Source organism: Methanosarcina mazei S-6 (assembly GCF_000970205.1).
GTDB classification, from domain to species: Archaea; Halobacteriota; Methanosarcinia; order Methanosarcinales; family Methanosarcinaceae; genus Methanosarcina; species Methanosarcina mazei.
On record NZ_CP009512.1, the window covers coordinates 3,199,469 to 3,214,090 of the forward strand.

The 14,622-nt window shown below is 36.9% G+C and carries 11 protein-coding genes; 7 read left to right on the forward strand and 4 right to left on the reverse strand.

Annotated features, from left to right (window positions below; genetic code table 11):
* Nucleotides 1-22: 22 nt before the first annotated feature.
* The 6 genes from MSMAS_RS13695 (at nt 23) to MSMAS_RS13720 (ending at nt 7,158) form a co-directional block, all read left to right on the forward strand.
* Nucleotides 23-1,189, forward strand: coding sequence for a DegT/DnrJ/EryC1/StrS family aminotransferase (locus MSMAS_RS13695; protein ID WP_080942089.1), 1,167 nt, complete (start codon nt 23-25; stop codon nt 1,187-1,189).
* Between the two features lie 16 nt (nt 1,190-1,205).
* A complete protein-coding gene (locus tag MSMAS_RS13700) occupies nt 1,206-1,958 on the forward strand; it encodes a methionyl-tRNA formyltransferase (RefSeq protein WP_048046661.1) in 753 nt (250 codons plus the stop codon).
* Nucleotides 1,959-1,975: 17 nt separating this feature from the next.
* Nucleotides 1,976-3,013: a DUF354 domain-containing protein gene (locus tag MSMAS_RS13705; RefSeq protein WP_230633273.1), complete on the forward strand. Its 1,038-nt coding sequence runs from the start codon at nt 1,976-1,978 to the stop codon at nt 3,011-3,013.
* 184 nt (nt 3,014-3,197) lie between these two features.
* Complete coding sequence (locus MSMAS_RS13710) at nt 3,198-4,091, forward strand: glycosyltransferase (protein ID WP_048046667.1); 894 nt, start codon at nt 3,198-3,200, stop codon at nt 4,089-4,091.
* Nucleotides 4,063-5,604, forward strand: a complete 1,542-nt coding sequence (locus MSMAS_RS13715; RefSeq protein WP_048046669.1) for a hypothetical protein — start codon at nt 4,063-4,065, stop codon at nt 5,602-5,604. Before MSMAS_RS13710 ends, MSMAS_RS13715 begins: the two co-directional genes overlap by 29 nt.
* A gap of 408 nt (nt 5,605-6,012) precedes the next feature.
* Complete coding sequence (locus MSMAS_RS13720) at nt 6,013-7,158, forward strand: glycosyltransferase family 4 protein (protein WP_048039679.1); 1,146 nt, start codon at nt 6,013-6,015, stop codon at nt 7,156-7,158.
* Nucleotides 7,159-7,390: 232 nt separating this feature from the next.
* On the opposite strand, the gene MSMAS_RS13725 is transcribed toward MSMAS_RS13720, so the two are convergent.
* Nucleotides 7,391-8,101 carry a PEF-CTERM sorting domain-containing protein gene (locus MSMAS_RS13725; RefSeq protein WP_155395378.1) on the reverse strand — a complete coding sequence of 237 codons (711 nt, stop codon included), beginning with the start codon at nt 8,099-8,101 and terminating at the stop codon, nt 7,391-7,393.
* A gap of 385 nt (nt 8,102-8,486) precedes the next feature.
* On the opposite strand from MSMAS_RS13725, the gene MSMAS_RS13730 reads away from it, so the two are divergent.
* Nucleotides 8,487-9,620: a glycosyltransferase gene (locus tag MSMAS_RS13730; RefSeq protein WP_080940920.1), complete on the forward strand. Its 1,134-nt coding sequence runs from the start codon at nt 8,487-8,489 to the stop codon at nt 9,618-9,620.
* Nucleotides 9,621-10,414: 794 nt separating this feature from the next.
* On the opposite strand, the gene MSMAS_RS13735 is transcribed toward MSMAS_RS13730, so the two are convergent.
* The 3 genes from MSMAS_RS13735 to MSMAS_RS13745 are packed head-to-tail and all read right to left on the reverse strand — an operon-like array spanning nt 10,415 to nt 14,587.
* Nucleotides 10,415-11,665 carry a polysaccharide pyruvyl transferase family protein gene (locus MSMAS_RS13735; RefSeq protein WP_048046671.1) on the reverse strand — a complete coding sequence of 417 codons (1,251 nt, stop codon included), beginning with the start codon at nt 11,663-11,665 and terminating at the stop codon, nt 10,415-10,417.
* Nucleotides 11,658-13,037, reverse strand: a complete 1,380-nt coding sequence (locus MSMAS_RS13740; RefSeq protein WP_048046673.1) for a Coenzyme F420 hydrogenase/dehydrogenase, beta subunit C-terminal domain — start codon at nt 13,035-13,037, stop codon at nt 11,658-11,660. The genes MSMAS_RS13735 and MSMAS_RS13740 overlap by 8 nt, the downstream gene beginning before the upstream one ends.
* Entirely contained in the window at nt 13,034-14,587 is a 1,554-nt protein-coding gene (locus tag MSMAS_RS13745; protein ID WP_048046675.1) for an oligosaccharide flippase family protein, read from the reverse strand. The genes MSMAS_RS13740 and MSMAS_RS13745 overlap by 4 nt, the downstream gene beginning before the upstream one ends.
* Nucleotides 14,588-14,622: the final 35 nt, after the last annotated feature.

Here is a 14,622-nt window from a genome sequence, read left to right on the forward strand (position 1 = left end):
AAAATTAGCTCGGGTGTTTAACATGAGGCCAGATCCTTACTTGATTCCACGATTCAACTTTGATTATACATTAACCGATTTCTCTATCAGTATTGGATCTCTTTTTAAAGGAGAATCTAACCTAGAGCCTTTATACTCAACTTTCGGCCAGAAGGATTTTTTCTTTACGAACTATGGGCGGACAGCCCTTTATGTAATACTCAAATCGCTGCACTTGCCTCCAAAATCAAAAATTGGTGTCCCACTATATTGCTGTACTGTAGTGTTTGATGCAATAATCAACGCCGGACACATCCCCAGATTTATTGATATAAATAACAATTATACAATGGATCCGGAAGACCTGAAAAGTAAGATAGAGGATTTAAGTGCTGTTGTGGTTATCCATACCTTTGGCCGGCCTGCAGACATGGATTCAATAAAAAAAATAGCAGGAAGGACCCCTATTATAGAGGACTGTTCCCATTCCTTACTCAGTGAATACAAAGGGAAAATAACCGGCACAATAGGAGATATGGCAATTTTTAGCCTCGCAAAATATCTTTCTGCAGGAGGAGGGGGCTTACTAATTGTAAACAACAACTCCTTTACAGAAAATATTCAGGAAGAAATGAAGAATTTGCAGGAACCTTCTGCTTTAGATGAAATTCAGTACATTACTACAGCATATATGAGATCATTCTTTTACCACAAGCCATGGTTCGGACTTTTTGGCTTACCTATAGGCCTGATGCTGGAAAACAAAGTTGACCTGATGACTAAAAAAAGTTCAAGGATGACAGCCGGCTACAAAACCTATACAGATATATCTTCAAAGAAATTGAGCAGCTTCAAAAATAAAGTTGAGATGCAGAGAAAGAACTCTTTTTTCCTGCTTGATAAATTGAAGGATAGTTCTTTAATTTTACCCCGTGAAGAAAAAAGCACATATTGTAATTATTATTTATTTCCTCTTATAGTGAAAAACCGTGATAAAACCTGTGAACACCTGCGAAAAAACGGAGTCGATACGACCAAACTTTTCAGCCAAACTCCAGAAGTTGCAAAAGCTATTTACGATTACAAAGGCGATTGCCCCAGAACTGAGGAGATTTCAAAGAGCATAATTACCATACCAAATCACTATGTACTTAAGAAAAAAGAATTAGAAAAAGTGGCTGGAGTTATAACTGCCTGTCCGTATGTGTAAAACTCAGGGGAATAGAATGTACAATAATATTTCAATATTCACAACCGATTCATTATATTCATATATTCTGCTAAAGGATTTTATTCATAACCATCATAAAAATATCAGTGCGATATATATATCCAAACCACTGAAAAGGCAAAAATATCATAAATTTTTCTTTCGAAAGGTAATAAACGGGTTGGGAATCAGATATTATTTACAACGTGTAATTCACGATATTAAAAACAAAAATAGTGAGAGCACAATAATTAATCTTGCAAATAAATATAATATTCATACAATTGATGCCCCTAATATAAATGATACAAAAATAGTGAACAAGGTTAGAGAAGATAAAACTGACATTATTATTTCAGGGTATTTTGATCAAATAATAAAGAAAGATTTAATAAAAATTCCCTCTTTTGGGATATTAAATATACATCTGTCAATGTTGCCAGAATACAGAGGAGTGAAACCTGTCTTTTGGGTACTCAAAAATAATGAATCTAAGACCGGGATTACAATTCATATTGTAGAGGAAGGCCTAGACACAGGAGACATCGTAATCCAAAAAGAAGTAGATATATTATCCAGTGATTCAGTTGACTCCCTAACAAAAAGAATGTCCATAGTAGGAAGTGAAATTCTACAAACTGCAATTGAAAATATTCAATTAAACAAACTTGAACTTAAAAAACAAAATTTGGGGTCTGGTTCCTACTATTCACAACCAACTAAAAAAGATCTGACCCATTTTAAAAAACAAGGGAAAAAGTTCTATTAAACTTTAGTAGGGATTGGATGAAAAAACTGAAATTGATGCTGGACATCGGGCACCCAAAAGATATTAACACCTTCAGGAATGTGATCTACCTACTTCATGATCATGGTCATGAAGTAAAAATAGTAGCAAGATCCAAAGAAAATATAAAAGAAATAATAAAGAATTATGGGTTAGAATGTGATTTTAGTCCTTATTACAAAAATATTATTGGAAAAGTTTTTGGAATTTTAATTAACGATTTATGGCTTTATAAAAAAGCCAAAAAATATGATCCAGATATTTTTATCAGCTTTGGGTCTCCGTATGCTGCCCATGTTAGTCGACTTCTTGGGAAAATACATTTAGCATATATAGATACCGAAATCGCAGTACCTGCTATAAAATTAATGTTGCCTTTTACCGATAAAGTATACACGTCTTCAAGTTTTTACACTGACCTTGGACCAAAGCAGGAACGTTTTAACGGATATTACGAATTAGCATACCTGCATCCAAAGTACTTCATACCAAATCCGGAAGTCCTAAAAAAGTATGACCTAGAAGAATACATCATTCTACGTTTATCAGCTCTGGCTGCTCATCACGATATAAATGCAACAGGAATGAACTTTAAAACAGAAGAAGAGCTACAAGAATATATAGATCAACTTGAAAAGTACGGGAAAGTATTAATTTTTTCTGAGACTGCAGAATGGCAGACAATAAAAAATCATCAGTTAAAAATTGATCCTAAAGATTTGCATGACTTGATCTCTTTTTCTTCCCTATGTATCGGAGAAGGAGCAACAATGGCATCTGAAGCATCCATCTTAGGCACACCTTCAATATATGTATCAAATACTCAACGGGGATACTTGAATGAGCTTGAAAAAAAATATGGATTAGCATATACGGTCCAAAAAAGAGATGAAGGTCTGCAAAAAGCAATTGAAATTTTAGAGAATAAATCCTTTAAAAAGGAATGGAATCTAAAGAGAGACAGAATGTTAAGCGAAAAGATAGATATTGTCAAATTTGTTGTGAAAAGCATTGAATCATATGTAAACACAAAATAACAAAAAACTAACAAAATACATAATTATCGAAAAAATAGCAGAATCTGATAATAATATTAAATATTATACTGAAACTGAATTCAACCTATAATTTTTGTAGCTTATTACAGCTGAAGGGAACTGAAGATTTGTCAATGCAGTTTACTTAAAATAAAAGAATAATTCCCAGCAAAGTAGGAGTAAGATGACTAGAAAATCTAATTATGTTTTAATGACCCCATGTAAAAATGAGGAAAAATCTCTTCCAAAACTTGCGGAATCCATAATTAATCAAACATTAACACCTAACCTCTGGCTTATTATAAATGACAATAGTACAGATAATTCTCCCGAAATATTAAGAGAGCTTGAAAAAGAAAATAGCTGGATTCGTGTAGTCACCTCTAAGGGAACTAAAAGAGATCTAAGTTTTCATTACGCAAAAGTGGTTAATGATGGGTTCTCGTTGATCCTACAAAAAAGTTCTATCGAAAAAATCTCCTTTGAATATATGGGTCTTATTGATGCAGATATGATATTAGAGAACAATTTTTTTGAAAAGATAATAGATAGGTTTGAGAAAAACCCCAGTCTAGGTATTGCCAGTGGAAATGCAGTATATTACAATGGTGATAAATTAATTGCTGAAGAAGGCAGAGAAAATCTTCCCATTGGTGGCTTGAGAGTCTGGAAGAAAGAATGCTTTATAGAAACAGGAGGCTTTCCAATAAGCTACTCCGCAGATTCCGTATCAAATGTTCTAGCTATTTTACGTGGCTGGGACACAAAAAAATTCAATGATATTGTAGGAATTCAAACAAGAAGAACCAGCAGCGCTGAAGGTTTATGGAAAGGATACAGGACTAAAGGCGAATCCGACTATTACAGAGATTATCATCCTCTCTATGTTATTTTCAAGTTTATAAAATATAGTCTAACAAGTCCTTCATATATAGGAATTGCATATTTAGGAGGGTATATAAGAGGGATTATAAAAATTAGAAATAAGATCGACATTCCAGAAGTTAGAAAATACTATCGAAATAAACACCTTGAAGTTGGAAGGTACTATGCAGGGAAATTCAAGTTCAAACTTTGATATTCAATATAATCCAAGTAGAAGAACCAAATTTCTGTTAATGGGTTTGTTATTAGCATTGAATATCATAATTAGAATCCCCAGCATACCACATGAAAAAGGTTATGATTCCTTCTTTATACATAACTTAGCAAATTCATTAACAATATTTGGTTCTGCAAAATGGTGGATAAACTGGTTGTCTGTCTTTGGATTTTACCCGGATTCATATTCCAGTGCTGTACCTTTCACTCTTTCTGGAATGTCCCAAGTAATGGGAATTGAAATGGAAAAAACAATTCTATTATTTTGTATAATTATAGGGATTTTTGGAATATGTACCATATATGTTTTTGCAGAACGTATTTACAATAGCTTTCAGTTTAAATATATAATGAGTCTATTTTTGTCTCTAGCGCCAGGTTTCATGTTATTTACCACATGGGAAGTAAGTACCAGAGGACAATTTATAGTTTTTTTCCCATTATTCCTTTACATATTATTGAAAGAAGAGTTCAAATTTAAAAAATATATTTTATTACCTACTTGTCTTATATTTATTTTTTCGACCCATCATTATGCATTTTTTTTAGTACCAATTAGTATAATATACATATTCCTTAAAGCTATTCAGAATGTGAAACCGGAACTCTTCAAGATATCATATCTAAATTATGTACTTTTAGTATTCTTTTTAATAGCTCTAACATGTCCTTTCTTTACAGGATTATTCATATCATCTGGATCGAGATATACATGGATATTGAATGCCATAATTACAAATATAAGACAAACCGGACCATTAGTACTGTTTATACCAGGAGGCTTAGCTTACTTATTCCTAAAAAAGAAGACTTTTGAAGGAATGTTCATGTGCCTAACTATAACTGTGTTGGCTCCAATATTCTATTCTCAAATATATGGACCATTCGTACTCATACTTATTAGTATTTTTATAATAAGCATTGCGTTTAATAATTCATTAAAACTTATGATCACTCATAAGAGCAAATTACTGACAATAGGTATTGTAGCAACCATTCTTCTTTTTGTATCATTTTCAAGCTTTTACAACCATTATCGAACTGGAAGTTCAGATTCTTTTTGGTATATGCAAGAAAGCACTTATGCTTCTGGCACATGGGCAAAAAATCATATCCCTGAGAATGCTCGTGGATTGGATACAGGAATGGAAACTTCCCGATTTCTTGCAATATCAGAAGCACATCCAATAACTACATCTGAAGATATTTTAAATCTAGTTTATGGTTGGACGAACGAAAGCGATATTGTTAGCGTAAAGAATTCACCTTTAAGTTTACAATATTATTTTGAAGGACCATATTCTAAAGGCGGTAGCTCATTCTCTGGAAAAATGGAGTGGATAAAATACGCTGGAACGAGTGGAAGTCTTAGAAACTTTGATTATTTTATTCAAGATAAATACCAGTATAAACCAATAATTGACAAGGTAAAGATCGAATCAAACTTAATCTATGACAGCCCTCGGATTTCTATCTGGGAAATAGCGTAATAAGAGAATGTTAGACTAATTTGAGTAGGTATCAACAATTCTAGTATCAATTTATTTTATATTAATAAGGATTCCAGATCACATTACATAGGACTTACGCATTTGAGATTCAAAATCAGGGCCAGTGGACCTTGCTGTGAAATCGTTGGTTTAGACAGTTGAAGGTTTAGAGCCATTGTTTTTCAGTTCAACCGCGTAAGTCCTAATTACAGACAAAAACACGAATAATTACTAAAATTGAAAATATTAAGACTTGACATTGAATTTTAGATAAAATCAAAAATCATAAATAGTAAAATTTTGCAGGTTATTGGCATATTTGCTTAGGAAATACGGATAGATTAGGACAGAAAAAAGCGCTTTTTAATATTGATTACTTATAATTAGATAATAAAAAATAGGGATAGAATGGAAGACTCTTCACAAAATATATGTTTACTCTCAGTTTGTGACGCAACTCCTAATAGTTTTGGTTCGTTTGAAGAGTTTTTAGTTACATTATCAGAAAAACTCAAACAAGACGGATGGATGCATGTAATTATTTTCAGAGAAAGACCTATTGAAGAAGTAGAAAAATCCCTTTTGAACCAAAATGCACAAATAAGGATTATGAAACCCTCAAAACTTGGAATAATTAATTTTGTACAATTATATCAGATAATAAAGGAAATCCAACCAAACTATGTACATTTTCATTTTTATCCGATTTTTTCTGTGGTGAACTACTTATCATTTTTATTTAATATAAAAATAATATACACTGACCATATGGGTAGCAGAAAACCAAAATCAACATTCAAAAAAATCATGCGAAAACCATACTACTTTACATATTCGAAACTGTATAGTTGTGGTATTGAAAAAGTTGTTTGCGTTTCCGAGTTTGTTAAATTAAAATACTTTAAAGAATACGGAATAAATCCCAAAAAAATGTGCGTTATCCATAATGGAATTAATACAATAAGGTTCCAAAAAAAGTCAGATATAAAAGAAATAAGGGAAAAATACAACCTAAAGGAAAAAATAATAGTCACCTGTATAGGCTTGAGATTTGACAAAGGTCCTCATTGCCTGATCAAAGCTGCCCCATTAATACTTCAAAAAATTCCAAACATAAAGTTTGTTTTAGTAGGAGGCGGAGATTTCAGGGATTACCTGGAAAAGTTAATCGAGGATCAAAAAATAAAGGACCATGTTTTGATTACAGGAATTGTGACAGATGTCACAGACATTTATAATATTTCTTCTTGTGTGGTAGTTCCTTCAGTATGCGAAGAAGCCTTTTGTTTTATTGTAGCCGAAGCTATGGCTATGGAAATACCTGTTGTTGCATTTGATTCTGGTGCAATAAAAGAGGTCGTTCATAATGAATCACAGATAGTACCCAAAAACTATACATTGCTAGCGGATAGAGTAGTCGAAGTGCTTTCAGAAGAAGATGATATTTTCCGTAAGAAAGAAATGAGAAATCACATTATTGAGAATTTTCCTCTTGAAAAGTGTGTGAATGAATATTTCCAATTATATAAAAATATATCACAAAACAAAAAATAGATTGTCAAGTAATAAACCGCACAAAAACCGGAAGGTATATTCTCATGGTAAAAGACTTTAAAAAACCAGCTATGGTAAAAAGGCTCTTAAAATACTTGTAATAAATATTTCCTTCACATTCAAATATTTCATATTCAAAAACCATAGAGACACAATGAACAAAAAAGCAAGATAGAAACTTTTAATAAAAATATAGTTGAAGGGAAAAAACAACTATTCCAGTAATCATTAATTATTCTTTTCTACATCCAATGATGGCAATAATACCAAGAATTGAAACTACAGGCAAAGCAATAGAAGGAAACTCTGGAATCTCACCTCCAAATTCTATGAGTTTCTCTGCACGCACATCATTACCTCCATATGGAACGCTCACTTTTAAAATACTAGGTTTATAATAATCAGGTAGGCTTACAACAAAGTTCGCTATTCCTTTATCATCTATTAGTGCTTCACCTTGACAAAGAACGTCACGTGGATCTCCTACTTCATAGTATAAAGTTCGATGAAATGAGGGATTCGATACATGAACAGAAACAGTAAAATCCTGATTGTATACTGGGTTACTTGGATTTATGGTTATACTATCAATTGAAGGTTTATAAATATTTATATATTGTTGTCCGGTCAGTACAATGTTGCCTTGACTATCATGTATAAGATAACGTAACGTACTTGGTTCAGTGGAATAGTAATCCATTATCGATACATCAAAATTCGCTATCCCCTCACTGTCAATTGGTGCATAACCCGACCCTTCAGTCATCCCCCCAATTGAATAGATCATAAACCCTCCTTCTGGAGGGTTCAAAATATGAACAAAAATAGTAAATTCTTCATTATATATTGGATTACTTGGGTTTGTATATATACTACTAATTGAAGTTTGGTCAGCGCTTGCAGTGCTCACTAACGCCACTATTAATAAAACTGTTACTCCCAAAACCCTAATGAGAGTATGATTTTTTTGTATTTTATTAGATGCTGTCTCTTTCGTCTAAGATCCCTTCGTTATACTTTCAGCAACTTTATCTAATTAAACTTTGCTTTTTTGTTCCAGAAATTATAAATATTAACAAATTATTACAATATATTTGAAAACTGAGAATAAATATACACAAATATAAAAAGTGTAAAGTAATTAAGGAAAAAAAAGGCAAAATTACAAATTAAAATTATTATTAAGATGATCAGGAAAAAAGACAGGATAAGCAACCTTAAGTCGTGCACAATAGTTATATGTTACAAGTTCAGAGTTTGATTAAGATTGAACTCAATAAGACCATAAATCCAAATATTTATAAATAAATTGAACATTATAAATTTTTATGTTTGAAGTTGTATACTATTATCCTATCAAGAACGGTGCGCCTTCAGAAGTGGGTAGGAATTTATTATTGGGACTTTTAAACAAGAGATTGTCTTTTAAAATTTTGTTATTCTCTCAGTATAAAAAAGAAAATCAATGCCTAGAAAAAAAGTACACTAATTTAGATGTACTGTCCTTTCTTGACTTACTCAGATTAAATAAGAGTTATATTGTTCACTTTTCTGTAGAGCCACTTACATTTCCAAACAGAAAATTTTTGCTATACTTAGTGTCAATTACAAATAAAAAGATGTTTAGAAGAAATAAATTAATAATTAATTATCATGGAGATCCAAGAACTGAATTCGAAATCAAATTAAAGAATAGAAGCTATTTGGCTTGTCTTTTGTTATTACCGGATTACTTATTGACTTCCTTTATAATGAAAAATGCCGATGCCATTGTTGTTAATTCTTACTCAATGAAAGAACTACTTCATTCAAGGTATAATATCTCGAATTTAGTTGTAATTCCAAATGCTTTGGATAACTCTTGGAGAAATGAAAATAAAACTCTAGATCTGAAAAATAAAAAGAATACAGTGAATTTATTTTATCACGGAAGACTTGCTCCTGAGAAGGGAGTTGACTTACTGATTAAAGCTTTTTCCTATAATTCTAGGAAAGGAGAAATTCAATTAAAACTCTATCTTGCAGGGCCTCAAGGAGATAAAAAATATGTAGGCTTTCTCAAGAATTTATGCATAGACTTAGGAATTGATAAAGATGTAATATTTTTGGGATCTTTACCGATAACACAATTGAGATCATATTTAAACTCTGTTGACGCTGCAATTTATCCTTCAAGATATGAGCCATTTTCACTTGCAATTTTGGAGGCTTTTAGAATTGTAAATGGCCCTGTTTTTTATTCGAATAAAAGCGGAATAAATGACTTCGTGATAAAGGAAGGTTATAAATTTTACACGTTTGAGCCTTCAGTAAAGGAAATTGCGAATGCTATTAAAATGTTACTAGAAAAAAGTTACGATAATAAGATATTATATAAACAGAAAGAATTTGCTGCTATGTACACATGGGAAAAAATAGCCGATAGATATATAGAATTGTACAAAGAAATGCAGAATCAATGAATAATCATTCTGCGTGTCAGTTTTCATATTCATATGAGGGATATAAGCCAGTGATGTACAGCTAATTCATGATACCAAAATTATCTACTTTAGTCTAAGAGAGAATTTCCTCTCTGTTACGTCCTAAGAGTTCAAGAGTTCTATAAAGAACTCTTCATGAAACTTTTCAAGATTTAAGATATCGAGAATCTCTTTCTGATTTAACCATTTACCAGCTTCTTTGATACTTCTTTTTTTTGAAAAAAAAGAGCATATAGGGTTTCCAAGTTCCATACTACGAATAATATAAAACCTTATAAGCCATCTATAAACCGAGAATCACTGTCCATTTGCTATAATGTCCGCAGACCCATTATAGCCTAATTCTGTACCTTTTGGTTTAAGCGTGTCAACCCGTTTTCGCCCATTGACTTCACGATTCTTACGAGGATTCCTTTATGTTCTTCATAGTATCTTTATTCTAACCAATTATCAAAGTCAAGTTCCTTGAGTTCTTGGTATTGTCATGTGAGCTTCAAACACAAACATAACCATTTATGCATGTCACAGTAGGATTACCTCTAATGGAAAGGTAGCTTATGACGCAATTCATTGTATAGCTTCTTGTCGCACCTGCGGAAAGTCAGTTGAAAAAGCGAAGATACAGATTTTCAGGAGAACTTCTGTAAAAGTGAAGAGAATTTCGAAAAACCCCAGTTTATGACTGGTTGCTTATAAATGGGATATAAGCAGCTTCTTAAAATTAGAGGTTTTTTGAAATTCTCTGAAATTTAAGGAAGGATCGATAATTGTTCTCATATATCTATTAACATTTGAAGGTGTTCTCCCGCACGCAATGCCAAATTCCTCATATCTGGTATTTTATCGTCCAAGAGTCTCCGAATAGTGGTGGCATTTTCAGATATCGATATGACCCTCTCGGCAACCGAAAGCGCATTTAAATTGTCTGATCTGAGAACATAAGATTCATCTCCAAATATATCTCTATTGATCCCTAGTGCTTTGATGCTGTAAGCGAGGCTCAGCGTAGGCACTCCCGTTGAAAGGGCGGCGATCGTGGAGTGGGTCCGTGCTCCGGCGAATATATCCATTTGACTGATAATCCACTTTTGTTCAGCGGCACTAAATGCTGGAACAATTGTAACGCTCTTTTTAAATTTATCTTCCATCAAAGAAACTGCATTTTGCATAAATTCATAGTCATTTGAACCTGAAATAATTACATGTGGAATCAAATATACGGGCATCTCTGTTTTTTTCATCACATCTGTAATTATTTTTGCTGCAATTTGTGTCCATTTTTTTTGATCTCCTCCAGTTACATAATATCCCATTAAGGGACTCAGGTTGAGTCCAATTGCCCCCGTTTCAATGGGAACTTTATCTTCGATATGTGGGGGTTTTATGGGATCCAAGAGGAATGCTGGGTCTGCAACGGGGTAGACGTTGTTGACGACACCAATAGTTTTGAGATATTCGATAGTAGACGATTCTCTGGCGAAGATTCCAGAAACTGATTTGAGATGGCTACTCATAGATAATTCAAACTCTGGAATTGCATTGAATGGGCCAACCGATGCTCCCCAGAGCACGAGTTTTTTTCTCTTTTCAAGGACTACATCATCGAGATTAGTGAAAATCGTAGGATATTTTGATGCAATGCCATAATTATCTCCTCCAATAGAAAGGACCGCTTTTGCTTCGTCAAGATGCGGGTATATTTTCTCGTATGTCCAATATTTCAAGGCATCGGGATTGAAGAAACGTTGATATAAGTGAGTCCATGTTGAGGGTTTCCAGAATCTTCTTATCACTTCTCTTTTTCTCACTCTATTAACTGCTTGATGGACAATATCGGGGTCAGTCTCAGATTGGCACTGCTTCAGATACTGATTGTCGGAATCAAAATGACTTAGACAAACAAAACGGGGATCCCGGAAGTACTCCCGCAAAATTTTCGTTGTTCCCCGAACGATCGCCTCGCATCCTCGGTTTTCGTAAGGCCCGTTACCAGCTAGAATAAACAGTGGTCTTTCTTTATCCATGATACTCACCTCTTATTTTCCCCTGAATATACTGAAGAATTCTTATCGAAAATGTGATAATTTTTGAGATCTGTCTCCCGGCTGTCAATTGCCACAAATACGGCCTCATGATCTCCTGAAGGCGCTCTGCGTCTATCGCATTATTACTCCAGACCTCTCTGCTTTCCGTCCTCATCTTTTCCTTCAAAAAAACTTCTCGCCGAAGGATAGGGTTCCCCTCGCTCTTCGGTTCCACTCGCTTCTTCGGAATCTTTGTTCCTTTTTTACAATAAAGGTTAAGCCGGTACGCCAAATGCTCCCGTTTGACAGTTAGAACCCCTCCCTGACTCTTCACCACCTGATCAACAGAAATATGATCAAGACAAACACCCTCCCCCCGCTCAATCACACTCTGCACCTGTGGTGACCGCACCAGCACGAGACTCGTGCCCCGACTATCTCGCGAATAGTCTGGCAACCAAGCATCCATGCAGGTCACATCAGCACACTCGGCAAAGACGTCGTCGCAGTAGTTGCAGGCATTCAGCGTGAACCATCGGTTTGTCCAAGCCTCGGCGATCCCCTCCTCCCAGAAGATCCTCTGCTCCCTGCAATCTGCGGTAATGAATGTATAGTGAGAATTACTAGCGGGATGGTCAGAACTCTTCCTACGACAACACACCGCCATCACTTCTTCCTTCACGCCGGCAAGGGAGGCAATGTAGTCGGTAAAGTGCCTGCTCTTCAATTGCCCGCATGTAAGGCCTACAGTGATGACAACCCGCTCCCGCAGTTTTTTGTTCTGCTTCTGGGCAAGTCGGATCGCTTTGAGGAAACAGGGGAGACCGGTGATGGCATACCGCCCCGGTACTTCAAGTATCTGCCGGATCACCCTCGAAATCTCCACCGGATAGTATGCTGAGCCAGCTCCAGTACATACACCATCTTGGGCATCGAAAACCTGGAAGTCAAAAAGCCTCTTAGAGTCGCTGGTAGGTATGACGCAGACGACATGGTCGATAACACCCTCACTGAGCAGTGCTTCCAGAATCCAAGTAGCCATCCCGCCCGAAGCGCTGGTCAGCCGATGCTTCTCTGAGTAGCCGACGTAGGAGGCAAGGTAATATCCGGTCTCGGAGCGATGATGTATACCTGATACACCACCATAAAGTTCTCTTCCGATCGTGTCCTCGTTCTCTTCAGAATTGGTGAAGGGGCAGACCCTCAAGCAGAGACCGCACTCCCTTGTGCAGGATGTTACCTCTACCGGGTTGTACTCCCCATAGTGGTTCCACCGCATTGAAAGAACGCCATATGGACATAAAGCAACGCAGAGGCCGCAGCCGATGCAGAGGTCGTGCTCGACGACTTTGGTGATGACAGAAGATTTCATGCAATAATTCTCCTGAGCGCTAGAGGCAGGTAGGATTCAAAGATCCTGCGTTCAAACTCGTTGAGACAAAACGCCCAGACCACCACAAAGTAGACGAGAGTAACGACCGCACCGGCAACGACAAGTGTCATCAAGGTAAGAGACGGGAGGAACACACTAAGAACCTCTGCCATGACCCCGATAAGAATAGTTGCCACAATACCTAGGAGTATCGACTTGGTGAAGGTATGGGCACCGACCCCGAGCACCCTCGTCGCGTACCAAGGAGTGAAAAGGGCGTTTTTTAGAGTGAGGACGATCGCTCCCGCAATCGCAACCCCATAGTAACCCCAGCCGTTTAGAAGCGAAAGAGTGATTGCAAGGCCGAAGTTCCCGATACCCATGAGTAACGTCACTAAACCGGGAATCTGCACCTTGTTGTAGGTCACATTGATAGAGAAGAGGGGTAGCACCGCGAGGTTCACCGCAAAGTGTACCGTCAAGAGGATCATGAGAGGAGCGAGAAAAGCGTATTCATTGCCTACCCAGACAGTGAGGAGCTGAGGAGCAAAACCACAGACGAGACCGATCGGGAGGGCCATAGCTAGTCCCATCAATCTGACGGCGCTCTTCGTGACCCGAATCAGAATCTCGGTCTGCCCCTTTGCATAGTAGGTGAGAACCATTGGGGTCAGCACTCCAGAGAGCACCCCTGAGATCGCACGCAAAAGTACAACCCACTGCAAAGCAATTGCATACTCTCCGGCAGATGTCGCCCCGAAGAGCAGGTTCACGACGATGAGGTCGATCTGGAGGAAGAGAATAGAGCCGATCTGGTTGATGACTACCCACCCTCCCATCCCGCAGAGATCCTTCACTCTCCTACGGTCAAAGGAGTGGATCGAAACTCGGAGAAAGGGGCAGATCCGCCAGGCAAGAATGATCGAGATAGCAGATGCTACGACAGCCCCGACTAGATACGCCTCGCCGACAAGGCAGAGGTCGGGGCCAAGTAGAGTGAAGAGGAGGATGATCAACCCAGTCTGAACAAGGAGATTCGTAAGGTTGACCAAATTCTGGAGGTCGAGGCGGTTGTAGGCGAAAAGCTGGACGGCGAAATTTCCGCTCCACGAACGGATCAAAAATGCGGCGGAAACGCCAAGAAAAAGGAGGACTGCACTAGTTTCCTGCTCGGTAGGGACATTGAAGATTGCTGGGACAAAGTAAGCGACCACAAGGATGAAAGGAACTATAATGAGGATAATCGCAGTGAACCCGAAGAGAGCGGTGTTGAACGTCTTATTCGCTGCTACATAGTCCTCCCGCTGGAGGTCGACGGTGAGGAATCGAGATACTGCAGTGTTTAGGGACTGGACCATGATTGCCACATACCCACTAACCGAGGTTGCGAGCGGGATGAGACCATAAGCCGCAACCCCGAGGGTGGAGATGAAATACGGCACCAAGAGGACACCGATAACGACGTTCACAAGGAAGTAGACGATGTTCGCTGCAAGGTTGCGGGGGAACTGCGCCGCAAAACGGCGGTTTGTGTCTGTCTCTGTCTGCACGATCTGTCCTCAGGGATGGAATATTTTCACATTAT